Annotated in this window: 25 protein-coding genes; 11 read left to right on the top strand and 14 right to left on the bottom strand. The window is 72.5% G+C overall.

What is annotated here, in order from left to right:
* Positions 1–43 precede the first annotated feature (43 nt).
* On the top strand, positions 44–898 hold the full coding sequence (gene panB / locus ABZ911_RS03985; RefSeq protein ID WP_358051618.1) for a 3-methyl-2-oxobutanoate hydroxymethyltransferase: 855 nt from the start codon (positions 44–46) through the stop codon (positions 896–898).
* Positions 899–1,007: 109 nt separating this feature from the next.
* Here the strand turns inward: panB and ABZ911_RS03980 are convergent, their stop codons facing one another.
* The 5 genes from ABZ911_RS03980 to ABZ911_RS03960 form a co-directional block, all read right to left on the bottom strand.
* Positions 1,008–1,940, bottom strand: a complete 933-nt coding sequence (locus ABZ911_RS03980; RefSeq protein WP_358051616.1) for a serine/threonine dehydratase — start codon at positions 1,938–1,940, stop codon at positions 1,008–1,010.
* Positions 1,937–2,239, bottom strand: coding sequence for a metalloregulator ArsR/SmtB family transcription factor (locus ABZ911_RS03975; RefSeq protein WP_358051614.1), 303 nt, complete (start codon positions 2,237–2,239; stop codon positions 1,937–1,939). The genes ABZ911_RS03980 and ABZ911_RS03975 overlap by 4 nt, the downstream gene beginning before the upstream one ends.
* 12 nt (positions 2,240–2,251) lie before the next feature.
* The gene (locus tag ABZ911_RS03970) at positions 2,252–2,653 is read right to left on the bottom strand and encodes a DUF3800 domain-containing protein (RefSeq protein ID WP_358052414.1); all 402 of its coding nucleotides are present in this window, start codon (positions 2,651–2,653) and stop codon (positions 2,252–2,254) included.
* Positions 2,625–2,981, bottom strand: coding sequence for a hypothetical protein (locus ABZ911_RS03965; RefSeq protein WP_358051612.1), 357 nt, complete (start codon positions 2,979–2,981; stop codon positions 2,625–2,627). The genes ABZ911_RS03970 and ABZ911_RS03965 overlap by 29 nt, the downstream gene beginning before the upstream one ends.
* Positions 2,982–3,131: 150 nt before the next feature.
* Positions 3,132–4,304 carry an aminotransferase class I/II-fold pyridoxal phosphate-dependent enzyme gene (locus tag ABZ911_RS03960; protein WP_358051610.1) on the bottom strand — a complete coding sequence of 391 codons (1,173 nt, stop codon included), beginning with the start codon at positions 4,302–4,304 and terminating at the stop codon, positions 3,132–3,134.
* 99 nt (positions 4,305–4,403) lie between these two features.
* Between ABZ911_RS03960 and ABZ911_RS03955 the strand changes: the two genes are divergently transcribed.
* Genes ABZ911_RS03955 through ABZ911_RS03940 form a run of 4 tightly spaced genes read left to right on the top strand, consistent with a single transcriptional unit; the run spans position 4,404 to position 7,746 of the window.
* Positions 4,404–5,300: an ABC transporter ATP-binding protein gene (locus ABZ911_RS03955; protein ID WP_358051608.1), complete on the top strand. Its 897-nt coding sequence runs from the start codon at positions 4,404–4,406 to the stop codon at positions 5,298–5,300.
* Positions 5,293–6,042, top strand: a complete 750-nt coding sequence (locus tag ABZ911_RS03950) for an ABC transporter permease (RefSeq protein WP_358051606.1) — start codon at positions 5,293–5,295, stop codon at positions 6,040–6,042. Before ABZ911_RS03955 ends, ABZ911_RS03950 begins: the two co-directional genes overlap by 8 nt.
* A gap of 10 nt (positions 6,043–6,052) precedes the next feature.
* Positions 6,053–7,144 carry a sensor histidine kinase gene (locus ABZ911_RS03945; RefSeq protein ID WP_358051604.1) on the top strand — a complete coding sequence of 364 codons (1,092 nt, stop codon included), beginning with the start codon at positions 6,053–6,055 and terminating at the stop codon, positions 7,142–7,144.
* Positions 7,141–7,746: a response regulator transcription factor gene (locus ABZ911_RS03940; RefSeq protein ID WP_358051602.1), complete on the top strand. Its 606-nt coding sequence runs from the start codon at positions 7,141–7,143 to the stop codon at positions 7,744–7,746. Before ABZ911_RS03945 ends, ABZ911_RS03940 begins: the two co-directional genes overlap by 4 nt.
* Positions 7,747–7,803: 57 nt before the next feature.
* Here the strand turns inward: ABZ911_RS03940 and npdG are convergent, their stop codons facing one another.
* On the bottom strand, positions 7,804–8,466 hold the full coding sequence (gene npdG / locus ABZ911_RS03935; RefSeq protein ID WP_358051600.1) for an NADPH-dependent F420 reductase: 663 nt from the start codon (positions 8,464–8,466) through the stop codon (positions 7,804–7,806).
* Positions 8,467–8,563: 97 nt separating this feature from the next.
* On the opposite strand from npdG, the gene ABZ911_RS03930 reads away from it, so the two are divergent.
* Positions 8,564–9,142 carry a hypothetical protein gene (locus ABZ911_RS03930; RefSeq protein WP_358051598.1) on the top strand — a complete coding sequence of 193 codons (579 nt, stop codon included), beginning with the start codon at positions 8,564–8,566 and terminating at the stop codon, positions 9,140–9,142.
* Here ABZ911_RS03930 and ABZ911_RS03925 read toward each other — a convergent pair.
* A complete protein-coding gene (locus ABZ911_RS03925) occupies positions 9,083–10,057 on the bottom strand; it encodes a LysR family transcriptional regulator (RefSeq protein WP_358051596.1) in 975 nt (324 codons plus the stop codon). The genes ABZ911_RS03930 and ABZ911_RS03925 overlap by 60 nt on opposite strands.
* A gap of 93 nt (positions 10,058–10,150) precedes the next feature.
* The gene (locus tag ABZ911_RS03920) at positions 10,151–10,330 is read right to left on the bottom strand and encodes a hypothetical protein (protein WP_358051594.1); all 180 of its coding nucleotides are present in this window, start codon (positions 10,328–10,330) and stop codon (positions 10,151–10,153) included.
* Positions 10,331–10,374: 44 nt separating this feature from the next.
* Between ABZ911_RS03920 and map the strand changes: the two genes are divergently transcribed.
* Positions 10,375–11,223, top strand: a complete 849-nt coding sequence (gene map, locus ABZ911_RS03915) for a type I methionyl aminopeptidase (protein ID WP_358051592.1) — start codon at positions 10,375–10,377, stop codon at positions 11,221–11,223.
* Here the strand turns inward: map and ABZ911_RS03910 are convergent.
* The 4 genes from ABZ911_RS03910 to ABZ911_RS03895 all read right to left on the bottom strand — a co-directional run bounded on the left by ABZ911_RS03910 (position 11,210) and on the right by ABZ911_RS03895 (position 15,740).
* Positions 11,210–11,605, bottom strand: a complete 396-nt coding sequence (locus tag ABZ911_RS03910) for an ATP-binding protein (protein WP_358051590.1) — start codon at positions 11,603–11,605, stop codon at positions 11,210–11,212. The genes map and ABZ911_RS03910 overlap by 14 nt on opposite strands.
* A gap of 231 nt (positions 11,606–11,836) precedes the next feature.
* On the bottom strand, positions 11,837–13,828 hold the full coding sequence (locus ABZ911_RS03905) for a cytochrome c oxidase assembly protein (RefSeq protein WP_358051588.1): 1,992 nt from the start codon (positions 13,826–13,828) through the stop codon (positions 11,837–11,839).
* Positions 13,825–14,412, bottom strand: a complete 588-nt coding sequence (locus ABZ911_RS03900) for a copper resistance CopC family protein (protein ID WP_358051586.1) — start codon at positions 14,410–14,412, stop codon at positions 13,825–13,827. The genes ABZ911_RS03905 and ABZ911_RS03900 overlap by 4 nt, the downstream gene beginning before the upstream one ends.
* Positions 14,413–14,456: 44 nt before the next feature.
* On the bottom strand, positions 14,457–15,740 hold the full coding sequence (locus ABZ911_RS03895; protein ID WP_358051585.1) for a helix-turn-helix domain-containing protein: 1,284 nt from the start codon (positions 15,738–15,740) through the stop codon (positions 14,457–14,459).
* A gap of 373 nt (positions 15,741–16,113) precedes the next feature.
* On the opposite strand from ABZ911_RS03895, the gene ABZ911_RS03890 reads away from it, so the two are divergent.
* Complete coding sequence (locus ABZ911_RS03890) at positions 16,114–18,945, top strand: transcriptional regulator (RefSeq protein ID WP_358051583.1); 2,832 nt, start codon at positions 16,114–16,116, stop codon at positions 18,943–18,945.
* Here the strand turns inward: ABZ911_RS03890 and ABZ911_RS03885 are convergent, their stop codons facing one another.
* Positions 18,946–20,409 (bottom strand): helix-turn-helix domain-containing protein, encoded by a 1,464-nt coding sequence (locus ABZ911_RS03885; protein WP_358051581.1) that lies wholly within the window; start codon positions 20,407–20,409, stop codon positions 18,946–18,948.
* Positions 20,410–20,503: 94 nt separating this feature from the next.
* Between ABZ911_RS03885 and ABZ911_RS03880 the strand changes: the two genes are divergently transcribed.
* From ABZ911_RS03880 to ABZ911_RS03870, 3 genes are read left to right on the top strand one after another with little or no spacing between them, the layout of a single operon-like run.
* Positions 20,504–22,693 carry a molybdopterin cofactor-binding domain-containing protein gene (locus ABZ911_RS03880; protein WP_358051579.1) on the top strand — a complete coding sequence of 730 codons (2,190 nt, stop codon included), beginning with the start codon at positions 20,504–20,506 and terminating at the stop codon, positions 22,691–22,693.
* Between the two features lie 38 nt (positions 22,694–22,731).
* Positions 22,732–22,962 carry an EF-hand domain-containing protein gene (locus tag ABZ911_RS03875; RefSeq protein WP_358051577.1) on the top strand — a complete coding sequence of 77 codons (231 nt, stop codon included), beginning with the start codon at positions 22,732–22,734 and terminating at the stop codon, positions 22,960–22,962.
* 53 nt (positions 22,963–23,015) lie between these two features.
* Entirely contained in the window at positions 23,016–24,401 is a 1,386-nt protein-coding gene (locus tag ABZ911_RS03870) for an NCS2 family permease (protein WP_358051575.1), read from the top strand.
* Here ABZ911_RS03870 and ABZ911_RS03865 read toward each other — a convergent pair.
* Positions 24,398–25,366, bottom strand: coding sequence for an excalibur calcium-binding domain-containing protein (locus ABZ911_RS03865; protein WP_358051573.1), 969 nt, complete (start codon positions 25,364–25,366; stop codon positions 24,398–24,400). The two genes, ABZ911_RS03870 and ABZ911_RS03865, sit on opposite strands and share 4 nt — an antisense overlap.
* Between the last annotated feature and the right edge of the window lie 36 nt (positions 25,367–25,402).

Raw genomic sequence — 25,402 nt, 5'->3', positions numbered from 1 at the left:
TACGCCACAGGGGCGACTCGAGACTCCTCTGGAGGGATGCACCATGTCCTCTGCCACCCCCGAGTCCACCGGCTCCCCGACCACGCTCTACGGCGGGCAGGCAGGTCGAAGGGTGACCGTCCGCGACCTCGCCGCCGCCAAGGCCCGCGGCGAGAAGTGGCCGATGCTCACCGCGTACGACGCGATGACGGCCCGCGTGTTCGACCAGGCGGGCGTGCCCGTGCTGCTCGTCGGCGACTCCGCGGCCATGGTCGTGTACGGCTACGACTCGACCGTGCCCGTCACCGTGGGCGACCTGCTCCCGCTGACCGCCGCGGTCGTCCGCGGGTCGTCGCGCGCGCTCGTCGTGGCCGACCTGCCGTTCGGCTCCTACCAGTCCTCACCCGCGCAGGCCCTGGAGTCGGCGGCCCGGTTCATGAAGGAGGCGGGCGCGCACGCGGTGAAGCTCGAAGGCGGGCGCCGGGTGCTGCCGCAGGTCGAGACGCTGGTCTCGGCGGGCGTACCGGTGATGGCCCACCTCGGGCTCACCCCGCAGTCGGTCAACACCATGGGCGGCTACCGCGTCCAGGGGCGCGGCGAGTCCGGCGAGGAGCTGATGGCCGACGCCAAGGACCTGGAACGGGCCGGAGCGTTCGCCGTCGTCCTCGAATGCGTCCCCGCCGACCTGGCGGAACGGGTCACCACGTCGCTGTCGATCCCCACGATCGGCATCGGCGCCGGCCCCGCCACCGACGCCCAGGTCCTCGTCTGGCAGGACCTCATGGGCCTGACCCCCCACCCGGCCAAGTTCGTCAAGCAGTACGCCAACCTCGCCGAAGACCTGGACCACGCCGCCCGCGCCTTCGCCACCGAGGTGGCCACCGGCGCCTTCCCCGCCCCCGAACACACCTACAGCTGACCCCGGGGCGGAGACTCAGGTTTCCGCCCCCTACATCAGGGCCAAAGACGGCTTGATGGCAGGGCCTCGGTCGCGTGGCTGCGGTGGCGTGGCTGCGGAACCCCGACGCTCAGGCCGCCGAGCCTTGGCGGGGCAGAGTCGCCGGGTCGGTGTTCGAGCCGCACACCACGGCGGCGACGCGTTCCCCGGGGGCGGGGACGTACGCGCCCGCCAGCAGGGCGGCGTAGGCGGTGGCTCCCGCGTGCTCGGTGGCCACCCGGTGCCGCTCCCACAGCGTGTGGCGGGCCTCCACGATCGCCTCGTCGCCGACGAGCACGCTCGTGACGGCGGCCGTCGACAGGATGCCGAAGGCGAGGTCTCCCAACCTGGTCGCCCCCAGCGCGTCGGCCGCCACACCCGCCACCTCGACCGGCACCGGCCGCCCCGCCTCCAGCGCGGCGTGCAGCGTCGGAATCCGCTCAGGCTCGACGGCCACGATCCGCACCCCACCCGCACCCGCACCCGCACCGATGGTGACCCCGGCTGCCAGGCCGCCGCCGCCGACCGCGACGAGGATCGTGTCCACGCCGCCCGTCTGCTCCATCAACTCCAGGCCGACCGTCCCCTGCCCGGCCACCACCTCGGCCTGGTCGTACGCGTGCACCCGCAGCGCACCCGTCTCGGCGGCGCGCTTGGCGGCGGCCTCCGCGGCCTCCGAGTAGATCGATCCGATCTGGGTGATCTCCGCCCCCAGCGCCCGCAGCCCGGCCACCTTGACGGGGCTCGCCACCTCGGGCACGAAGATCTCGGCCCGGATCCCGAGCGCCCGAGCCGCGTACGCGACCGCCAGCCCGTGGTTCCCCCCACTGGCCGCGATCACCCCACTGCCGGGCACCTCGGCGGACAGGATGCGGTTGAACGCCCCCCGCACCTTGAACGACCCCGAGTGCTGCAGGCACTCCAGCTTGAACAGCACCCCGGGCGCGACCTCGACGACCGGCGTGCGCAGGACGTGCCCCCCGATCCGTGCGGCCGCCGCCCGTACATCACCGATGCCTGTCAAAGCTCCTCCTCGATGGCCCGCTTCAACGCGGCGATGCCTTCCTCGTCACGCTGGTAGAAGACCCATTGCTTGATCCGCCTGCCTCTGATGAGCCCCGCGCGTTCCAGGATCTTCAGATGCCCCGTGGCGCTCGGCTGGGTCATCCCGAGCCTGCTCGCGATATGCAGCGAGCACACCCCGTCCGCCACCAGATCCCCGTCGACCTGCGGCGGAAAATGTGCCTCAGGCTCCTTGAGCCACGCCAAAATCCGCAACCGCGGCTCACTGGCCACAGCCCGCATCACATCACCGGACAGCATTTAGGAATTTTCCTAATCGCCTAACCATCTTGTCAAGCCGACCACTCCGAGCTCCACGGCGCGACGAGGTGGTACCCCGCTGGGGCTACGGCTCGAACAGCCACGAGCCCGGCTTCCTGGAGACAGGGTCACTGACCACAAGCCCTCCACGCCAGCGGCCCGATTCATCGCGGTAGCGGTATTGAAGACCGCGGAGCCGAGGACCGAAGGCCGCCCGCACGCCCGCGTACAGCCTGACGAGTGCGGATTCCCTGGCCGCTGAGGGCAGTAGGCAGAGGCCGCCATGGGGAATACCAGAGTGGATGCGAGGAGGTCGGCGATCTGGAGCCCGGCATGATTGTCGCTTGCCGCGAACAAGGGCACCTCGCCCAGAGGAGTGTAAGGATCACTTGCCCGCTTCCTTGATCCATACACGCCCCACAAGCCGGCATCCGTACGTTTCCACCAGGTCAAGGAGTTCGTACCGGAAGCGGTCTGCCTTGCGACGCTGGTTGCGGGACCGGTCCCGGGTCATCTGCAGGATCTCACTGCCCTTGATCTCCACGAGAATGTGGTCGAGGGCGAAACCTTTGGTGAAACGCCCCGGAAAGTGGCTACGTTTCAGCACCAGGAAGTCTCTCGTCAATGCTGGAATGGAAGAACTGTTGACAATCAGCCCTAAAAGCACCATTACCGGCGTAGCGGTCAAGTTTTTGTCCGGAGACTCGCAGCCACCGGACTCATCGAGGTAGCAGAGTTGCACCGGGTCACGATAGCGCTAAGGCCGCCCGAAGGCGGCCTTAGGATGTGGTGTTCGGGTTGCCCCTAGGCACCGGTAGAAAATTTTCTATAGCTATGTAAGCACACCCACATTCCCCTAAGCAAAAAGATCAGCCCATGGGCGATCAATGCGTTACGAGAGGGCCTGGGCGAAGTCGGACCACAGGTCTTCGGGGTGTTCGATGCCGACCGCGACCCGGACCGTGCCCTCATTGATGCCGTGGCGGGCCAGTTCCGCCGGTGACAGGGAGCGGTGCGAGGTGGTGGCGGGGTGCAGGATGAGCGTCTCCACGCCGCCCAGTGAGGGGGCGAGCAGGGCGAGCCGTACCGAGCTCATGAAGTGTTCCCCCGCCGGGCGGCCGCCCTTCAGGTCGAAGGAGAAGACGCCGCCGAAGTCCGGCAGCAGCTTGCCCGCGACCGTGTACGACGGGTGCGACGGCAGGCCGGGCCAGTGTACGGCGGCGACGGCGGGGTGCTCGGCCAGGCGAGTGGCGAGCAGGCGGGCGTTGGCGCAGTGGCGTTCCATCCGCAGCGGCAGCGTCTGCATGCCGCGCAGCGTCAGCCACGCGGCGAACGGGTCGGGTGTGGCGCCCAGTTCGACCGCGAAGTGCCACACCTTGCGGTACATCGCGTCGTCGGCGAAGACCGCGATCCCGCCGAGCACGTCGGTGTGCCCGGACAGGTACTTCGTCGTGGAGTGCACCACGATGTCCGCGCCGTGCTCGATCGGCCGGCAAAGGATCGGCGAGGCGAAGGTGTTGTCCACGACGGAGGTCACCCCGAGTTCGCGGGCGACCGCGCACATGGCGGGCAGGTCGGCGACCTGGCAGACGGGGTTGGCGATGGTCTCCAGGTAGACGAGCTTCGTCTCGGGCCGTACGGCAGCCCGCAGCGCCTCGGGGTCGTCCTCGGGCACATGGCTGACAGCGACCCCGAACCGCCGGGCCAGCTCGTTGATCATGGCCGCGGTGCCGCCGTACAGCGCCTCCTGGGCGATCAGGTGGTCGCCCGGCTGGAGCAGCCCGAGCAGGACCGAGTTGATCGCCCCCATGCCGGACGCGGTGGCGACGGCGCCCACGCCGCCCTCCAGCCCGGCGACGGCCTCTTCGAGCGAGCGGACCGTCGGGTTGGAGAGCCGGCCGTACACGAAGGCCCCGTCGGGGCGCCCCATCCCGTCGGCGAACACCTCGGGGTCGTCGAAGACGAAGCCGGAGGTCTGGTAGAGGGGCACGGAGATCGGACGGCTTCCGTTCATCACCGGCCGGGGCAGGTGGACGGCTCTGGTCTCGGGACGAAGCTCAGTCATGTGCCAAGAATGTCCTGAGGGCTGGCTGTTTGTCAGATCCGGTGGAAGTCATGAATTCTTCACTGCCCCCGCCGCCGCGCCCCGAGAACAATCGCAGGTGTGAAAGCGATCCAGGCCGACGGGCTCACCAAGAGCTACGGCGGCTTCCAGGCCGTGAAGGGCGTCTCCTTCGAGGCCGCGCCCGGCGAGATCTTCGCCCTGCTCGGCCGGAACGGCGCCGGCAAGACCACCACCATCGAACTGCTGGCCGGCTTCCAGACCCCCGACGAGGGCCGGGCGCGGGTGCTCGGCCTCGACCCGGCCAAGGACCGCCGCCGGGTACGCCGCAGCACCGGCATCATGCTGCAGGAGGCCGGTTTCCTCCCCGACCTGACCGTGACGGCCACCGTCGAGTCGTGGCGCTCCTTCACCGCCGCCCCGCGCCCCGCCGAGGAGGCGCTGGAGCTGGCCGGGCTGCGGGAGAAGGCCGGCACCAAGGTCAGGCAACTGTCCGGCGGCGAGAAGCGCAGGCTGGACCTGGCGCTGGCCCTGCTCGGCCGCCCCGAGGTGCTCTTCCTCGACGAGCCGACCACCGGCATGGACCCCGAGGCGCGCCGGAACACCTGGCAGGTCGTCCGCGACGTGGCCGACTCGGGCACCGCGATCCTGCTCACCACCCACTACCTGGAGGAGGCGCAGCAACTGGCCTCCCGGATGGCCATCATGGACCGGGGCCGGATCGTGGCCGGCGGCGGCATGGCCGAGACGCTGGCCGCGCAGGCAGGGCGGGTCTGCTTCGAGCTGCCGGACGGGGTGGACGCCGCCGACCTGCCGCTGCCCGCCACCGTGGACGGCACGGTCGCCACCTGCCGGGCCGGGGACCCCGACCTCGCCGCCCAGACCCTGCTGAGCTGGGCGGGCGCCCGCGGCGTACGGCTGCGCGGCCTCGAAGTGCGGACCGCCTCCCTCGAAGACCTCTTTCTCGATCTGGCGGAACAGGAGACCCGGCATGCGTGAGCTCGTCGCCGTCGCCCGCTTCGGCGGGCGCGTGTACTGGCGCGACAAGGTGGCGCTGACCACCTCGGTGGCGCTCTCCCTCGGCCTGGGCATCGGGCTGCCGATGGCGCTCGGCAGGATCGGCGGGTCCCGGCCCGGCATGCTGCTGGACATGCACCTGGGCCTGCTGGCCATGGTGCTGACGATCACCGCGCTGAACCAGGCCGCGGTCACCCTGTCCGCGCGCAGGGACCAGCTCATCCTCAAGCGGATGCGCGCCACGGGGCTGAGCGACCGCGACATCCTGGGCGGCGAGATCCTCAACATCGCCGCGCAGTCGGTGCTGGTGGCGGCGGTGATCTCGATCGTGCTGCACACGGCGGGCGGACTGCGCGCCCCGGCCGTCCCGCTGGCGTACGCGCTGTTCGTGGTGGCGGGGGCCGGGGTGCTGGCGCTGCTCGGCGCGGCGTACACGGCGGTGATCTCCCGGGCGGAGCTGGCGGCCGTGCTGACCATGCCGTTCTTCCTGCTCGCCGGGCTCGGCGGCGGCGGCTTCGGACCGCTGCGCCAGTTGCTGCCCGGCTGGGCGCAGACGGTCCTCGACCTGCTGCCGAGCGGCGCCGTGGTGGACGCCGCCAGGGTCGCCCACACTGGCGGCGCGGCGTCGGGGTACCTGCTGCCCGCGCTCAACCTCGCGGTCTGGGCCGCCATCGGCCTGGCCGCCCTCCGCTACCGGTTCCGGTGGGAGTCCCGAAAGTCATAATGGTCGGGATATGAGCACTTCAGCGCGCCGAGTCGCCGTCACCGTGGTGGTCCTCATCTCCGTCGGCTACATGATCTCCGGCGTGGTCCTGTACGCGCTGATGGGGTCCGCGCAGATCACCCTGATCGTCCTGGCGGCGTTGGTGGGCTTCTACGTCCCCCACTACCTGAACCTCAGCGCCGCGCTGCGCGGTGAACGCCCGAAGCACGTGGTGGCGCTGCTGGTGATCCAGACGCTCGCCACCTACCTGCCCAACCTGGGGCTGGTCGGCGGCTGGTCGCAGGGCGCGGCCGCGCTGTTCGCCGGGCCGCTGCTGCTGCTCGTGCCGCTGCGCTGGAGCGCCCCGATCGTCGGCCTCACGGCGCTCTGTCACATGGTGCGCCTGGTCGAGATGACCGGCAGCTTCAGCGTCGGCCTCTACTACGGCCTGACCATCGTCATCACCGGCGGCATGATCTACAGCCTGGTCCGCCTCGTCCGGTTGACGGTGGAGCTGGAGCAGGCCCGCGCCGACCTGGCCGAGGCCGCGGTGCTGAAGGAGCGGCTGCGGATCTCCCGCGACCTGCACGACGGGCTCGGCCGCAGCCTCACCGCGATCGCGCTCAAGGGCGACCTGGCCACCCGGCTCATGGACCGCGACCCCGGCGCGGCCAGGAACGAGGTCGGCGAACTCGTCCAGGTGGCCAGGGAGGCGGCCCAGGACGTGCGCCTGGTGGCGCGCGGCTACCGCGAGATGTCGCTGACGGGCGAGGTGCACCGGGCGGTCGCGCTGCTGGAGACGTCCGGGGTCGACTGCCAGGTCAACCTCACCGAGACCGAACTCCCCCGCGACAGCGAGGAGACGCTGGCCTGGGGCGTGCGCGAAGGGGTGACGAACGTGCTGCGCCACAGCAGGGCGACCATCTGCACGATCAGCACGTCCGTGCGCGGCGGAGCCGTACACCTGGAGGTCGTCAACGACGGCGCGCCCGCCGCCGGGACGCCCGCGAACAGCGGCGGGCTGACCGGGCTCGGCGAGCGGGCCGCGCAGGCGGGCGGGTCGGTCACCGCGGGCGGCACCGACGGCGGCGGGTTCCGGCTGGTCATGGAGGTGCCCGCGTGATCAGGGTGCTGCTGGCCGAGGACATGCACATGATCAGGGCCGCGCTCACCGCGCTGCTCCGCCTCGAACCCGACATCGAGGTGGTCGCCGAGGTGACCAGCGGCGACCAGATCGTGCCCAGAGCCCTGGAGGTACGGCCCGACGTCGCCGTCGTCGACATCGACCTGCCGGTCCTCGACGGCATCACCGCCGCCGCCACGCTCCTAGGGCGGCTCCCCACCTGCCGCGTCCTGGTGCTGACCGCGATGGGCCAGCCCGGCCAGGTACGCCGCGCGCTGGCCGCCGGCATCGAGGCGTTCCTGGTCAAGGACGCCCCCGGCGACCGGCTCGCCGACGCCATCCGGCGCACCGCGCAGGGCCTGCGGGTGCTGGACGCCGAACTGGTCGCCTCGGCCATGGAGTACGGCGAGAGCCCGCTCACCCAGCGCGAGAGCACGGTGCTCAAGGAGTCCGCGCGCGGCGCCTCCGCCGAGGAGATCGCCGCGCGGCTGCACCTGTCGGCCGGCACCGTGCGCAACTACCTGACCGGCGCGATCACCAAGACCGGCGCCAGGAACAAGATCGACGCCGTGCGGATCGCCCAGGACGCGGGCTGGCTGTGAACCGCGCCGGCCGGGCAAGCGGGCGGCGGGCGCACAGCGCCCCGCCCGATGAGCGGCTCACACGTCGGTGACGCGGATCCCGGCGTGCGCCTTGTAGCGGCGGTTGATCGAGATCAGGTTCGCGGTGAACGCCTCCACCTGGTGGGCGTTGCGGAGCCGCCCGCCGTACACGCCGCGGACGCCCGGGATGGCCGCCGCCAGGGCGCGCACCGTGTCCGTCGCCTCGCGGTCGTCGCCGAGCACCAGCACGTCGAGGTCGACCTCCGCCACCTCGGGGTCGAGCAGCAGCACCGCCGACACGTGGTGGAAGGCGCCCACCACCCGGCTGTCCGGCAGCACGGCGGCGGCCTGCTGCGCGGCGCTGCCCTCCTCGACCGGCAGCGCGAAGGCGCCCTGCTTGTCGAACCCCAGCGGGTTGACGCAGTCGATCACGATCTTCCCGGCCAGTTCGCCGCGCAGCGACTCCAGCGTGGCCTTGTGCCCGTCCCACGGCACGGCCACGATCACCACGTCCGCCTCGGCGGCCACGGCCGCGTTCTCCGCGCCGCGCGCTCCCGAGCCGATCGTGTCGGCCGCCTCCTGCGCGCGCCCGGCGCTGCGCGAGCCGATGAGCACAGGGTGCCCGGCCAGGGCGAACCGGCGGGCCAGCCCCTTGCCCTGGTCTCCGGTGCCGCCGAGGATTCCGATGGTCAGTCCGCTCACATCAGGCAGATCAGTCATAGCCAGATCATGCCAGCACCCCCATCGACCGGCTCCGACAGGTCCGTGTCGGCGGAACGCTCGGCGGCGGCGCGGCTCCTGGGGCACGATGGACGGCATGGACGGTGCATCTGTGGCTTTCCTCCGAGAACTCCTCGCCGAGTCCGGCTGGCTGGAGCGCACCCGCGAGCTGGGCCTGGCGCTGCGGGCGACCCGTTCACCCGGCGGCCTGCTGCTGGTCGGCACGCCCGAGGAGGAACCCTGGCACCTGACCGCGCACCTCGGCGACGAGGCCCGCCTGTCCGGCCTGCCGCAGCTCGCGCCCACGCTGGTGCGCTGGGCGCCGCCGCCGGGCGCGCCCGCCCACCTGAGCGTCGGGCTCGACCGGGCGGGGCGGGCGGGACGGGGCGAGACCCTGTTCGTGGTGGCCGAGGGGCGGGCGCCGGTGCCGCTGCTGGAGCGGGTCGAGGGCGCGCGCCGTACCGGGGCGACGATCCTGGCGCTGGAGGGGGGCGACTCCGAGCTGGCCGGGCTGGCGCACGACGCGCTCGCCGTGCCCGCCGACGGGCTGCTCTCCTTCGACGGCGCCCAGCACCTGGTCAGTGCCGCGGCGGGGGAGGTCGCCCCGCGCCCGGGGCTACGCGACCGGCTCGCCAGGCTGCTGGAGCGGGTCAGCGGCCCGCAGGTGGCCGACTAGCGACCGGCTCAGCGCCTTCGTCGCCTCCTCGATCGCGCCGATCACCACGGCCTGCACCGGATCGGGCTGCCCCGACCTGGTACGGCTGAGCCGGGTCACCACGTCGAGCCTGCGCGCCCCCAGATCCCTGACCTCGCTCACCCGCACCTCGCCCTCGTCCACGTTCAGCAGCGCCAGCGTCGGCACGATCGCCACCCCGTGCCCCGCGGCGACCAACGCCAGCGTGGGCGAGAACTCGCTGGTCACGTGCACCCGGCGGGGCTCGAAGCCGTGCAGGGCGGACAGCCGCTCCAGCGCCTGCCCGCAGGAGTTCGCGGGGTCGCTCGCCACCCACGGCACCCCGGCCACGTCGGCCACCGTGCGCGGCGTCTCCGGCCAGCTCGGCGGCGCGACGAGGCGCAGCTCGTCGATGTAGAAGTTGTGCGTCAGCAGCGACGGGTGGACGGGCACCGGCAGGCTCATGTCCTGCTCGGTGATCAGCATGTCGACGCTGCCGAGCCTAAGTTCGTTGAGCGCCCGAGAACCCTCCATCTCGTGGACGACCGGCGTGATCAGCGGATGGCGTTCGGCCAGCGTGCCCAGCGCCGGCACCAGCATGTGGGTGATCACGCTGGCGATGGAGGCGATGGCGACCGGACCGGCCAGTTCCTCGGTGAAGCGGGTCAGCTCGCGCCTGGCCTCGGCCAGCTCCTCCTCGACCCGCTCGGCGTACCCGGCCAGCACCCGGCCGGCGGGGGTCAGTGAGACGGTGCGCTGCGACCTGTCGATGAGCGGCAGGCCGACCTCGCGTTCGAGCTGGGTGAGCTGCTGGGAGACTGCGGACGGGGTGAGGTGCAGCGCTTCGGCGGCCCGCATGACCCCGCCGCGGCGGGCGACCTCGTGCAGCACGCGCAGCCGTCGGGGATCGATGTCCACGCGGCCAAGTTTACGCTCGCCAGGGGATTTCCCCCCGTGCGCTTTACCCGGGCCGGGGCGGTACGGCGACCGGCCCCGGCCCGGCACGGTGACCTAGTCGTCCTCGTCCTGGTCGGCCTCGTCCCAGGCCTTGTTGCGGTCGGCGGCCCGCTGCAGAGCGCCGGCCGCCTCCTGCTCCGTCGGGTAGGGACCCATCCGGTCCTTGTTGGGGCAGCCCTGGTCGGGCTCGACCCGCATGTGCTTCAGGCAGAACCACCACTGATCATTGCTCACGGGTGCAATCCTGCCCGGTGGAAGGTCCAACTAGACTCATCTCCATGACGACACTGCTCCAGCCTGGGCGCCTCTCGCCCATGCGCAAGGTCCCCGCCCACATCCAGCGGCCGGAGTACGTCGGCAAGAAGCGCCCCAAGACCGGCGAGCCCGACGTGAAGACCCCGGAGATCATCGAGCGGATGCGGGTGGCCGGCCGGATCGCCGCGCAGGCGCTGGAGGAGGTGGGCAGGCACGTCGCCCCCGGGGTGACCACCGACGAGCTGGACCGCGTCGGGCACGAGTTCCTCCTCGACCACGGCGCCTACCCCAGCACGCTGGGCTACCGCGGCTACCCCAAGTCGCTGTGCACCTCGATCAACGAGGTGATCTGTCACGGCATCCCCGACGACACGGTCCTGCGCGACGGCGACATCGTCAACGTGGACATCACCGCGTTCATCGGCGGCGTGCACGGCGACACCGACGCGACCTTCCTGGTGGGTGAGGTGGACGAGGAGTCGCGGCTGCTGGTGGAGCGCACCCGCGAGGCGACGATGCGGGCGATCAAGGCGGTGGCGCCGGGCCGGCAGCTCAACATCGTCGGGCGGGTCATCGAGGCGTACGCCAAGCGGTTCGGCTACGGCGTGGTGCGCGACTTCACCGGCCACGGGATCGGCACCACCTTCCACTCGGGGCTGATGGTGCCCCACTACGACGACCCGTCGCACAAGGTGGAGCTGGTGCCCGGCATGACGTTCACCATCGAGCCGATGCTGACGCTCGGCACGATCGACTACGACATCTGGCCCGACAACTGGACCGCCGTCACCAAGGACGGCAAGCGCACCGCCCAGTTCGAGCACACGATCCTGGTGACCGACGGCGGCAGCGAGATCCTCACGCTCCCCTAGTGCGCGGCACCACGCCCGTCACGGTCGTGCCCTCCCCGCGCACGCCGTTGACCGACAGGTTGCCGCCCAGTTCGCGGAAGCGGGCGCGCATGAGCGCGATGCCCCGGCCCTCGGGTTCGGAGGAGAAGCCGTGGCCGTTGTCGCTGACGGTCATGCGCAGCCCGCTCGGGCCCAGCGTGACCGCCACCGACACGGTACGGGCGCCGCTGTGCCGTTCGACGTTGAGCAGCGCCTCCTCGAACGCGACCATGACCCCCCGGGCGATCCTGGCCGGCACCTCCCCCTCCGGGAGGGCCCACGTCTCGACGGTGATCCCGGTGCGCCGGGTCCACTCCGACAGATAGTGCTCCAGGGCCTCGGCCAGGCCCTTCCCCCCACGCATGCGCGTTTCATCCACCACTTTGCACTCGCCTTCCTGAGCACACAGCGGGCAATCGCCTGTCCCCGAGTCCGGCGTCTGGCCACGTGCCCGGGTCACCCCACTGACCTCGGGCCGCTTCGCGCGCCGGGGCTGACGGCGCGCACCGAATGACTTGCCCGTCTCCCCCGCATTCCAGGCTACCGGCCGGTCCAGAAAGGCGTGTGCGGTGGATAGGGGGCCGTAGCCGCCGGGTTACTCCCCCTTGTCCAGCTTCTGCAGCCTGGCCAGGTAGTCGTTGTAGTCGTCGAGTTCGGTGTCGCCGCTGCCGCCCGTGCGGGCGGCGGCCGCGTCGGCCCTGCGGTCGGCCCGCCTGGCCTGGCGGTCGTCGGCGCGCCACCACTGCACGGCGAGCGCGAGCAGCACGATCAGCGTCGGGATCTCGCCGAAGCCCCAGGCGATGGCGCCGCCGTCCTGCTGGTCGTCCAGCAGTGGCAGGCCCCACGTCCTGCCGAGCTGGTCGTACCAGTCGGAGGCGATCAGCGTGCCCATCATCATCAGGGCGATGCCGAAGAAGGCGTGGAAGGGCATCGTGACGAACAGCGTGAGCAGCCGGGCGTAGTGCGGCAGCCGGTGCGGCGCCGGGTCCACCCCGATGATCACCCAGAAGAACAGCGTCCCGCTCACCAGGAAGTGCAGGGTCATCACGATGTGGCCGAGGTGCTCCTCCATCGCCGCGCCGAACAGCGGGGTGAAGTAGAGGGCGTAGGTGGACACGATGAAGACGATCGTGGCGAAGGCCGGGTGCCCGACGACACGCATGTACCGGCTGTGCAGGATCACGGTGATCCACTCGCGCGGGCCTCGGTCGCCGCGCCTGGCGGCGGGTCTGAGCGCGCGCAAGGCCAGGGTGACGGGCGCGCCCAGCACCAGGAAGATCGGCACGACCATGGTCAGCGTCATGTGCTCGGCCATGTGCACGCTGAACATGACCTTGGAGTAGCGGGCCACGCCGCTCTGGGTGGCGATGACCAGGACCAGCACGCCGAGCATCCAGGAGATCGTACGGCCCCACGGCCAGGCGTCGCCGCGGCGGCGCAGCCGTACGACGCCGGCCGCGTAGAGACCGCCGAGCAGTGCGGCGACGATCGCGAAGAACAGGTCGAGCCACCACATCGAGGCCAGGTTGCCCACCGTGATCGGCGGCGGCACCGGGTAGCCGAGCAGCTCGAAGGCGCGGTCGGCGGGCGTGCTGACCGGCGGTGGCGAAGTGCGCGAGAGCGCGACGCCCAGGCCCATGGTGAGGGACATGAGGACCAGCTCGCCGACGGCCAGCCGGACGAACGCGCGCGGGCGGCCAGCGCCGAGGTCGACGAGGGTGCGCTGCCGGTGCCACCAGCCGGCGTAGCCGAGCAGCACGAACGCGACCGTCTTGGCGACGATCAGTACGCCGTAGGAGGAGGTCCACAGGTCGAAGACCGCGGTCAGCCTGGCCAGCACGCTGAACAGCCCCGACAGGCCGACCGCGACGTAGCACCACAGCGCCGCCACCGAGAACCGGGCGGCGGCGACGTCGAGCTGGGGCTGCCGGCGCAGCGCGTGCACGCCGAGGATGGCCAGGCCGCCCACCCAGATGGCCAGCGTGAGCAGGTGGCTGGCCACGCCGGTGGTGGCCAGGCCGTGGTTGGGCGAGGAGGAGGCGTGCCCGGTCAGCGCGGGCGGCAGCATGGTGAGGAGGGCGAGCACGAACAGGCCCGCGGAGGCGCCGGAGGTGATCGCGCCGCGCGAGAACAGCGCGATGGCCACGCCGAACAGCACCACCAGGGTCAGCGCGATGCCCAGGTCGTTCTGGCTGGCGAAGCTGGAGAACTCCAGGCCGCCGAAGAGGTTGGTCACCGGCTCGGCCAGCAGGTCCGACAGGGTGAACACCATGGTGGCGGCGGCCGCGCCCGCCCAGGTCAGCGCCGTCCAGGAGGCGGCCTTGAGGTAGTCGAGCGCGGGTTTGCCGAGCATGCCCTTGTCCGAGGGCAGGAAGAAGGTGGCGGCCAGCAGCAGGCCGACGGTCAGCACCCCGGCGGTGTCCATCGCCAGCTTGGACAGCGGCAGGCCCCACCGAGTGAACGTGCCGGGCGAGGGCAGCCCGGGGATGATGCGGGGGAAGGCCGCGCCCCCAGCGATCATGGCGATGGCGAGACCGGCGACGGCCGCTCCCACCAGCGCCAGCGCGAGACGCGCGGTCCTGTTCACGGCTTCTTTTTCCGTACGCTCAGCAGGAAGCCGATGCCGATGCCGGCCAGGGCGCCGACGACGATCAGCAGCCAGACGGGGAAGCCGGGGGCGCTCTCTTCGGCGGCCGCCGGCGTGCTCTGCGGCGCCGCGGCCGTGGCGGGCGGCGCGGGGGCGGCGCTCGACGGCGCCTCACTGGGCGCGGCGGCCGTGGCGCTCGGGGTGGGGGTGGCGCTGGGCGCCCCCTTCACCGTGAACGGGATCTCGCCCTCGATCGGGTGCCCGTCGGAGGAGACGACCCGGAAGGCGATGGTGTACTTCCCGTCGGGCAGCACGCCCTTGAGCTTCTGGGTCACCACGTGGCCGTCCAGCGCGGGCTTGCCCGCCTGCTGGTCGGCGCCGTCGGCGCCGCGCACGATGACGTACGGCATGCGCACCTTGGCGGTGAACTCGAGCGTGACCTCCTCGACGGACTCCACCGTGGAGTCCTTCTTGGGGTCGCTGCTCTTCAGCGCGTCGTGGGCGAGGGCCGGGCCGGCCAGGACAACGCTGGCGACCAGGGCGGCGAGCATGGCGGTGAGGGCCGCGAGTGGGGATCTCTTCATGGCACCCCCAAGGCTACCTATGCCGCCGCCCGGTCCCGACTTCGCTACAGCCCCGCGCAGGACAGGGCCCGCCGGTAGGCCTCGACGCTGGCGTCCTCGTCGCCGAGCTGCTCCATCGTCTCGGCCGCCGCGTACCAGGTGGCGGCGACGCGGCGGGAGTCGGGCAGCGGGGTGAGCCAGTCGCGGACCTCGTTGAGCTCGGCCTCGGCCTGCCGCCCGTCGCCGAGCGCGCCGAAGGCGCGGCTGAGCAGCAGGTGGCTTTCGGCCTCCATGAACCTGGCGGCGACCGGCAGCATGTCGGCGCCGCTCCTGGCGGCGCTCACCGAACGCTCGGGGTTGCCGAGCACGAGCTCGGCGCGGGCCAGTTCGAGCCGGCAGCGGGCCTGGTCGACAGTGCTGGCCGAGGACTGGGCGAGCTCCTGCTCGGCACGCAGCAGCATCTGCCGCGCCTCCTCGGCCTCGCCGGGCCTGATGCGCAGGTAGAGGGAGGCGAAGGTCTTGCGCATCCGGGCCAGGTTGCGCGGCTGGCCGGTCTCCGACTGCACGGCCAGGGCGCGCTCGGCGAAGGACAGCGACTCGTCGTAGTGGCCGGTGGTGTGCGCGACGACGGCGGCGTTCCAGCAGGCGGCGACGGTCGAGCGGGGGGTGCCGAGCAGGTCGGCGGCGTTGAGCAGCTCGGCGGCGAACTGCCGGGCGCGCAGCAGGTCGCCGCGGAACAGGTGGGCGGCCAGCAGCGTGGAGCCGAGCTCGACCAGCAGGTCGGACCAGGTCGGCCGGACGGCGCCGCCCAGGATCCGCTCGCCGACCTCGACCGCCTCGGTCAGCTTGTCGCTCTCCCGGTAGGCCCGGCAGAGGGCGATCGCGATCTCGATGTGCCGTTCGGGGGTGAGCTCCTCCTCGCGCAGGCGGTTGAGGATGGAGATCGCCTCGTCAAGCTCGCCGGCGGCTTCGGTGGCGAGCGCGAGTCCGAATTCGGTGTCTTGACGCAACCTGGTCAGGCCTGTCAGGTTGTTGTTCGCCAGCAGCTCGGCGAACCGGGTCCGGGCCTCGGAGACCTCACCGTTCTCCAGGGCCAGCCTGGCGTAGCCCAGCCCGAGCTCGATGTCCTCCATCTGCTCGGCGGTCACGCCGTTGACGAGGTAGCTGAGCGAGCAGTCGAGCTTCTGGGCCAGGAGTTCGAGAACGGCAGGAGTGGGGGTACGCTTCCCACTTTCGATCAAGGAGACGTAGCTGTCTGACAACTCAGGATGCGCGAGCTGCGCCTGGGACAGGCCCCGCTGTCGCCGAACCGTCTTAATCCGGAGCCCGACCAGGTCAGATGTGGTCACAGCCGCCACTCCCTGAGATGATGATGTCCGAGCAACACCCCTGAGCGAGGGAGAACCCCCCATGCGCAAGCGTCTTGCCCTGTCCATGTGTACTGCCTTGATCGCGGCCTTTGTGGCCGTTGGAGGCAATGCTACGACCGCAGCAGCCGATTCGTCTCCCTACAGACTGACGGACATCGGCGCCTGCTGCTGACCATCCAGTAGAGCGACGTTCCTTCCAGGCTCGAAGACGGCGACCCACCGCAGCTCCGACGCTGTGGGCTGCGTTGGGAGGCCGGACAATCTCCAGCGACGGAGCCAAGCTAACCGGTCCGTCTATATTTCCTCTATAGACGGACAGGTGCTGGCTCGCTGATCGATCGGCGACCTGATCATGGAGACTCAGTTGGCCGGCGGCGTGGAGCACGGTCTCGATCCGTTCATCCGCCTTCTCGGGCCCGTCTCCGGTGTCCGCGGAGCGCGTGACCTCGACCTGGGCTCGCCCCGGCAGCGGGCGGTGCTGGCGATCCTGGCGCGGCACGCCGGGCACGTGGTGCCCATGAGCGCGCTGATCGACGGCGTGTGGGGCGAGATGCCGCCGCGCAGCGCCGAGCAGAGCGTCTACACCTACGTGGCCGGGCTGCGTGGCACGCTGGAGCCCGGCCGGGACCGGCGCGGGGCCTCGCGCTACCTGCCAGGCGGCGCCGGCGGATACCGCTTGAGCCTCGATGCCGCTCAGGTCGACGCCCTGCTCTTCGCACGGCGGCTCGACGACGCCCGGCGTCTCGCCCGGGAGGACGACCACGAGGGGGCGCTGGCGGCCCTCGACTCCGGGCTGACCCTGTGGCGCGGCGGCGCGCTGAGCGGTGTGCCCGGCCCCTTCGCCGCGGGCGAGCGCGACCGCCTGAACGAGCTGCGACTGGGCGCCGTCGAGCGCCGCGCGGAGGCGATGATCGGGCTCGGCCGGTGCCAGGACGCGCTGCCAGGACTGATGGAACTGATCACCGGCCACCCTCTGCGGGAGCGCCCGCGCGAGCTGCTGATCCTGGCCCTCGGCCGCCTGGGACGGCGGGCGGACGCGCAGCGGGCCTACGCCGAGGCGGAGCGGGTCCTGGCGGCCGAGCTGGGGGTGGAGCCGGGTGAGGGGCTGCGCCGCAGCCGCGACAGCGCCATGCGCGACGATCCCCGCCCCGGGCCGCCGCCCCGGAGCCGGGCCGCCGCCCCGCCCCGGCGGCTGCCCGGCGAACTGGCCGGCTTCGTCGGCAGGGCCGCGGAGAAGGTACGGCTGCGCTCGCTCCTGGCCCCGTGGGACGACGCGCCCCCGCAGCCGCTGGTGGTGCTGTCCGGGCCGCCGGGCGCCGGGAAGACGGCGCTCGCCGTACATGTGGCGCATCTGGTCGCCGAGCGGTTCGGGGACGGCCAGCTCTACGTCGACCTGCACGGCGCCACGCCGGGGGTGGCGCCGCTGCGGCCGTACGACGTGCTGAGCGGATTCCTGCACGCGCTGGGCGTGCCGCTGGAGTCGGTGCCCGCCGATCCGGACGAGGCGGCGGCCCGCTGGCGGGCGCGGCTGGAGGGCATGAGGGTGCTCGTCGTCCTGGACGACGCGGCCGGGCTCCCGCAGATCCGGCCGCTGCTGTCGGTCCCCGCGGGCAACGCCGTGCTGGTGACCAGCCGGGAGACGCTCGCCTGGGCCGACGACTGCGTCCAGGTGGACCTCGGCACCCTGCCGGAGAGCGAGTCGGTCACCATGCTGGCCAGGCTGGCCGGCGCCGCGCGGACCTCCGCCGACCCGGCGGCCACCTCCCGCCTGGTACGGCTCTGCGACGGCCTGCCGCTGGCCCTGCGCATCGCCGGAGCCCGCCTGGCCGGCCGTCCCGCGTGGAGCGTCGCCGACCTGGCGGACCGGCTCGACGACGAGCAGCGCCGCCTGTCCGAGCTGGAGACCGGCGACCTCGGCGTGCGCGCCGGCCTGGCCGCGAGCTGGGAGTCCCTGCGCGACAGCGACCACCCGACCGAGCGCGCGGCGGCCCGCGCCCTCGGCGTGCTCGGCCTGCTCCGGGTGCCGACGGTGACCGGCGAGGTGGTGGGCGCCCTGCTGGACACCACCACGGCCGCCGCCGACCGCGCGCTGGACCGGCTCGCCGACGCCCATCTGCTGGACTGCGCGCGTCCCGGCCGCTACCGGATGCACGACCTGGTCAGGCTCTTCGCCGCCGAGGTCGCGCCCGCCGACCGGCGCGCCCCGCTCATCAGGGCGCTGGGCCTGTACGCCGCCACGGCGCGTACGGCCGCGACGCTGCTCGACGAGCACCGCGTCCAGCCGCGGGGCCCCGGCGTCGATGCCGCCCCGCTCCCCCTGCGCGACGCGGCGGCCGCGCACGCCTGGCTGACCAGGGAGGAGCCCAATCTGGTGGCCGCCGCCGCGCAGGCCATGGCCGACCCCGACGACACGATCGCGGGGCTCGGGGTGGCGCTCGCCTTCGGCCTCATGTGGTACCAGCAGGGCGCCTACCGGGCCTTGGACCTGGTCTCCCTCAACGAGCAGGCGCTGCTGGTCGGCGAGCGCCTCGGCGACCAGCGGATCATGCTGCTCGCGCACAGCCACGCGGGCTACGGCCAGTACCTGCGCGGGCGGCTGGACGACGCGCTGCGCCACGACCACCAGCATCTGGCGCTGGCCAGGCGGCTGGGCGACCGGTTCGAGGAGCAGCGGGCGCACGGGGTCATGGCGATCAAGCACGCCAAGCGGGACCACTACGCGGAGGCGCTGCGCGGCGGGCGGGCGCAGCTCGCGATCGCCAGGGAGATCGGCACGGGCGTGGGCGAGCGCTACGCGCTGTTCGTGATCGGCATGGCCCAGCAGGGCCTGGGCCGTCTCGACGAGGCGATGGCGTCCCTGCGCGAGGGACTGGACCTGGCGCTGGCGGTGGGCGACAGCACACACGAGGCGATCATCCGCGGCATGCTCGGCGAGGTGCATCTGGACCTAGGCTGCCCCCGCCTGGCCCTGGAGCAGCTCCGGCCCGGCCTCGACCTGGCCCGCTCGCGCAACGCCAGGCTGGTGGAGGCGCGCTGCCTGCTCAACCTGACCAGGGCGCACCGCCTGCTCGGCGACCGGGCCGAGTCGCTGGGCTACCTCGGCCAGATGGCGGCGCTGGCGGACGAGCTCGGCAGCGACTACTGGCACCAGCGGCTGGAGAAGGAGCGGGCGCAGGCGCTGTGATCAGGTGGATCTGAGGGCCAGGAAGAAGTCCACCCGGTCGGCCATCGTGGACAGGTTCCTGCCGGTCAGCTCCTCCACCCTGCGCACCCGGTAGCGGACGGTGTTGACGTGCACGTGCAGCCGCTCCGCGCAGGCGTTCCACGATCCGGCGCAGTCCAGGAAGACGCCCAGCGTGCGGACGAGCTCGGACTGGTGCCGGGCGTCGTAGCGGAGCAGCGGCGCGAGCAGCCGGTCGGCGAACGACCTGCGCACGTCCCCCGGCACCGTGGCCAGCAGCAGCGCGTGCGTGTAGATCTCGTCGCTGGTCACCACCGCGCCGCCGCGCGCCTCGGCGAGCCGGCGGGCGTGCCCGGCCTCCTCGACGCCACCCCTGATCGCGGCCGCCCCGGTGAGCGCGCCGGACACCCCGACCGAGACCACGGTGTCGCGCAGCTCCCCGAGCACCTCGGCGCCCGCCCGCAGCCGCGCGGCCAGCTCGTCGGCCGTCCCGGTCAGCGGCACCAGCGCCACCGCGCCGTCCGCTCCCGGCGCCGCCACCACGCTCCGGCCGAGCAGTTCCTCCACCACCTGCCCGCCGAGCACGGCGGGTTCGGGGCCCGAGGCCGTCGCGCTCACCACGGCGTACCGCCGCGTGGGCGCCAGCCCGCAGGTGCGCAGCCCGGCGGTCAGCTCGGCCGGGTCGGTCTCCCCCGAGCAGGCGGCGGCGACGAGCTGCCCGGCGAGCCGGCGCTCGACCCGCCGCCCCTCCTCCGTGCGCGCCCGCTCCAGCGCGACGCAGGCGGCCAGCTCGAAGCCGACGTCGGCCCGCCCGGTCAGGTCCCCGTCGCACACCAGGGCCCAGCCCGCCGCCCGGTGCCCCCTGCCCACCGCGAAGATCGTCTGCTCCCCCGCCAGGTACGGCAGGCGCGGCGCGGCCAGGTAGGCCCGCGCCACCCGTACCGGATCGGGTGTGGTGCCGACGACGACCTCGCCTGTGGAGGAGACGACCGCGCCGGTCACGCCCAGTTCGGTGGCGGTCAGGGCGAACAGCGCGGCCAGGTCGGTGCCCTCGGCCACGGCGGCGACGACCCGGCGCTGGCGGCCGAGCGCCTCGCGCGCGTCGCCGCTGAGGCGGGGCGCGACCAACTGGCCGATCCGGCCGAACGGGACCCTGGTCGGCACCTCCAGCAGCGGCAGGTCCGCCGCGGCGCACGCGGCCACCAGGTCCTCCGGCACGTGGCCGAGCCAGGCCTGGCCGGCGCCGAGGGCGGCGGCTCCGGCGGCGCGCAGGGCCGCGACGAAGCGGGCGGAGTCGTCCGGGCCCTGGTGCCAGATCAGCCCGGTGAGGACGAGTTCGCCGCCGCCGAGGTAGCGGGCGGGGTCGGGCAGGTCCGTGACGAGCACCGAGCCGAACTCGGTGTCCGCCGGTCCGCACAGCAGGCGGAGGCCGAGTTCTTCGACGGCGAGCAGGTCGCTGATGCGCACTTGGAGGAATATACAAGGCGGGCGCGGGCGCGCCGGAGGGGGTTTCCCCGGCCCGTCATAGCCTCCACCCGACCTGGGGTGCTGTACTCGAAGGATGACGCAGACGGCCGGTGTGACCAGGCAGGGCGTCGGCGAGGGCGCGGTGCGCCCCGACGCCGCCCTGAAGGTGACGGGCGAGTTCGCCTTCGCCTCCGACCTGTGGCTCGACGGCATGGTGTGGGGGGTGACGCTGCGTAGCCCGCACGCCTCGGCCTGGATCCGGTCCGTCGACGTCGGCCCGGCGCTGGCGGTGCCGGGCGTGCTGGCCGTGCTCACCCACGAGGACGTGCCCGGTGAGAAGTTCTACGGCCTGGAGCACCGGGACCAGCCGGTGCTGGCCATCGACCAGGTCCGCTACCAGGGGGAGCCGGTGGCGCTGGTGGCCGCCGAGCACCCGGAGACGGCCCGCAGGGCGGCCGCGGCGATCGTCGTCGACTACGAGATGCGCGAGGCGGTGACCGACCCGCGGGCGGCCATGGAGCCGGGCAGCCCGATCGTCCAAGGGACGGGCAACGTGCTGCGCCGCCAGCCGGTCCGCGTCGGCGACACCTTCACCGCCGACGTGGTCGTCACCGGCGAGTACGCGGTCGGCATGCAGGACCAGGCGTTCCTCGGCCCCGAGTCGGGGCTCGCCGTGCCCGCCGAGGACGGCGGCGTCGACCTGTACATCGCCACCCAGTGGCTGCACGTCGACCGCGACCAGCTCGCCCCCTGCCTGGGCCTGCCCCAGGAGAAGGTACGGCTGACGCTGGCCGGCGTCGGCGGCGCGTTCGGCGCCCGCGAGGACCTGTCCATGCAGGTGCACGCCTGCCTGCTGGCGCTCAGGACCGGGCGGCCGGTGAAGATGTCCTACGGGCGCGAGGAGTCGTTCTTCGGGCACGTGCACCGGCACCCGGCCACGATGCGCTACGAGCACGGCGCCACCCGCGACGGCCGCCTCGTCTACGTCAGGGCCGAGATCGTGCTGGACGGCGGCGCCTACTGCTCCTCCTCTCCCGCCGTCGTCGGCAACGCCGCGTCGCTGGGCGTGGGGCCGTACGAGGTGCCGAACGTGGACGTCGTGGCGGTCGGCGTCTACACCAACAATCCGCCCTGCGGCGCGATGCGCGGCTTCGGCGCGGTGCAGGCCTGCTACGCCTACGAGTCGCAGATGGACCGGCTGGCCGAGGCGTGCGGCCTCGACCCGGTGGAGATCAGGGTGCGCAACGCGGTCTCCCAGGGCTCGAAGCTGGCCACCGGGCAGGTGATCGACTCCCCCGCGCCGCTGGCGGACATGCTGCGCGAGCTCGCCGCCATGCCGCTGCCCGCACCGCCCGAGGACGACCTGCGCGCCCGCCCCGGCGGCGTCTCGCAGACCACGCACGGCGAGGGGGTACGGCGCGGCGTCGGGTACGGCGTCGGCATCAAGAACATCTGCTTCTCCGAGGGCTTCGACGACTACTCGACCGCCAGGGTGCGCGCCGAGCTGGTCAACGGCGAGCCGCACGTCACCGTGCACACCGCCGCGGCCGAGGTGGGCCAGGGCCTGGTGACGATCCAGGCGCAGATCGCCCGCACCGAGCTGGGCGTCGACCACGTCACCGTGGCCACGGCGGACACCACGGTCGGCTCGGCGGGCTCCTCCTCGGCCTCCCGGCAGTCGTACGTGACCGGCGGCGCGGTCAAGGCGGCCTGCGAGGCCGTACGGGCGCGGTTCGAGGGGTTGCCGGCGCGGGAGGCGCTGGACAAGCTCGGGCCGATCGAGGAGACGCGGGAGTTCCGGCACCGGCCGACGTACCCGCTGGACCCGGTGACCGGGCAGGGCGACTCGCACACCCAGCTCGCCCTGTGCGTGCACCGCGCGGTGGTGGACGTGGACGTGGAGCTCGGGCTGGTGAAGGTGGTGGAGCTGGCGGCGGTGCAGGACGTGGGCCGGATCCTGAACCCGGTGGCGCTGGAGGGGCAGATCCACGGCGGTTCGGCGCAGGGGCTGGGGCTGGCGCTGATGGAGGAGATCCAGATGCGGGACGGGCTGGTGCTGAATCCGTCGTTCACCGACTACCTCATCCCCACGATCCTGGACATGCCGCCGATGCGCCTGTCGATCCTGGAGAACCCCGACCCGGCCGCGCCGTACGGGTTGCGGGGCGCGGGTGAGCCGTCGACGCTGTCGTCGACGCCCGCGGTCGCGGCGGCGGTGCGGGACGCGACCGGGCTGGCGCTGTCGCGGGTGCCGATCCGGCCGCAGGACATCGCCCTTCGCTAGATTTGAGGCCTTCGACTACATCGGGAGGGCAGGCGACCATGACCTCAGCATGGGAAGAGGCCAAGGCGGAGTTCGAGCGCTTCGACGCCGACAACGACGGGCTGATCACCGCCGACGAGATCCGGGAGGCGAGCAAGGCGCTCGGTCAGACCATCTCCGACGCGGAGGTGGAGAACGCGATCAAGGTGGCGGACCGCGACGGCGACGGCCGGATCGCACTGGAGGAGTTCATCCAGCTCGTCGGCGGCGGGCGGCACGGGCGGCGGTAACGGCTGTGGCGAGCGGGTAGTACACAGTCATCCCCCATGATCGACCGAGGGGGATGACTGTGCTCGACAGGTTCTTCGAGCTGACCGCGCGGGGCAGCACGCCCGCGCGGGAGGTACGGGGCGGCATCACCACCTTCATGGCGATGGCGTACATCATCCTGCTGAACCCGATCATCCTGGCCGGGGCGAAGGACGTGACGGGGGCCAGGCTCGACATCGGGCAGCTCACCACCGCCACCGCGCTGGCCGCCGCGGTGTGCACGCTGCTGATGGCGTTCGTCGGCAACGCCCCTTTCGGGCTGGCGGCGGGGCTCGGCCTCAACGCGGTGGTGGCCTACCAGGCGGCGCCGTTCATGACGTGGGCGCAGGCGATGGGCCTGGTGGTCCTCGAAGGCGCGGTCATCATCGTGCTGGCCGTCTCCGGTGTACGGCGGCTGATCATGGATTCCATCCCGCTCGGGCTCAAGCACGCGATCGGGGTGGGCATCGGCATGTTCATCGCGCTGATCGGGCTGGTCGACGCCGGGTTCGTGGCGCGCGGCACGGGGACGCCCGTGCAGCTCGGCGCGACCGGGCACCTGGCCGGCTGGCCGGTCGGGGTGTTCTGCTTCGGGCTGCTGCTGATGATCGTGCTGTTCGTGCGCAGGACGCCGGGCGCGATCCTGATCAGCATCGCGGTGACCGCGGTGGTCGCGGTGGCGGTGAACGCGCTGGCCGTCATCGATCCGAAGGAGTGGGGTGTGGTGGTGCCGACCATGCCCACCGCGCTGGTCGCGGCCCCGGACTTCGAGCTGGTCGGGCAGTTCGACCTGTTCGGCGGGTTCGGCAGGGCGGGCGTGGTGACCGCGAGCGTGGTGCTGTTCACCCTGGTGCTGTCGGGGTTCTTCGACGCGATGGGCACCATCATCGGGGTCAGCGACGAGGCCGGGCTGATCGACGACCAGGGGCGGGTGCCGAGGCTGGGCGCGATCCTGACCGTGGACGGCGTGGCCGGGATGGTCGGCGGGGTGACCAGTTCGTCAGCGAACACGGTGTTCGTGGAGTCGGCGGCGGGCGTCGGCGAGGGGGCGCGGACCGGTCTGGCCAGCGTGGCGACCGGCGCGCTGCTGGCGCTGACGCTGCTGTTCACGCCGCTGGCCGCGGTGGTCCCGGCCGCCGCCGCCGCGCCCGCGCTGGTGCTGGTGGGCGCGCTGATGATGACGCAGAGCCGCAACGTGCCGTGGGAGGACCTGGAACTGGCCGTTCCGGCGTTTCTGACGATCGCGCTGATGCCGTTCACCTACAGCATCACCAACGGCGTGGGCGCGGGTGTGATCGCCTACACGGTGATCAAGGCGGCGCTCGGGAAGTTCGACGAGATCCCGTGGCTGCTGTGGGTGGTGTCGCTGATCTTCGTGGGGTACTTCGGGATCGCCGCGCTGGAGGGCGTGTTCGACTAGCGCACGTCCTGCGGGTCGCAGGCCACCCCGTCCTTGTCCCGGTCGGGGTACCACGCGTACTCGGCGTGCCTGCCCTTGGTGTACGGCCCGCCGTACCCGGCGGTGATGGCCTCCTGGCAGGTCGGGAAGCGCTTGTCGCGGGCGGCCAAGAGGGCGCTCCTGGTGGCGGCGGGCGCGCTGGTGGCGGCGACCGGTTGTGTGCCGGGCGAGGTGGCCGCCGGCTGCGAGGCGGGAGGCGTGGCGGGCTGGGTGGTAGCACCGGGCTGGGTGGTGCCGGGCTGGACGGTGCCCTGCTGCGGCACGCCGGGCTGGGTGGTGCCGGGCTGGGGCAGGCCCGGTGGGGTGGTGGCCGGTAGGGACGCCTCGGGCCGGCCGGGGGTGATCGACGGCTGGGCCGAGGAACCGAGGAGGCGCTGCACCAGCTTGTCGGCCTGCTCCTTGGTGAAGCCCGCGATGCTGAGGCTGTCGCCGTCCATGGCCTGGGTCACGATCGGCGCGGCCAGCACGGTCGCCGCCTGCCCCCGCACCTCCAGGACGGCGATGGCCTGCTGCTCGGTGAGCTGCTCCCGGACGAGGTCGGCGACCTTGTCCCGGACGGCGGAGGGGAAGGCGATGCGCACGGAGTAGGTGGCGCCGCCCCGGTCGGCCAGCGCCTCGACCTCCTGCACCGCGGTCACCTTGATCGCCGTGTCCAGCAGGTAGCAGGTGGTCTGCGCCTCGTCGAGCGCCGCCTGCTTCCCGGGGCAGGGTGCGGCCATGGTCTCGACCACGGGGGCGAAGTGGATGGGGACGGCGAGGGTCCGGGGCGGCCTGCCGCCGAGCAGCGGGCTGTCGGGGTCGCGGGTCATCAGCACCGCGATCGCGCCCAGGATGCCCGCGGTGACCACGACGATCACCAGCGCGACCACCAGGATGACGGTGGTGATCCTGCTCGCCCGGGGGCCTGAGGGGGCCTTCGGGGGCACGGGAGCCGCCTGCTGCGGCTCTGATGGACTTGAGGG

It is taken from the genome of Nonomuraea sp. NPDC046570 (genome assembly GCF_040645915.1).
Taxonomy (GTDB): domain Bacteria; phylum Actinomycetota; class Actinomycetes; order Streptosporangiales; family Streptosporangiaceae; genus Nonomuraea.
Note: the sequence above shows the minus strand (reverse complement) of the source record. Positions and strands in the feature narration are given on the sequence as shown.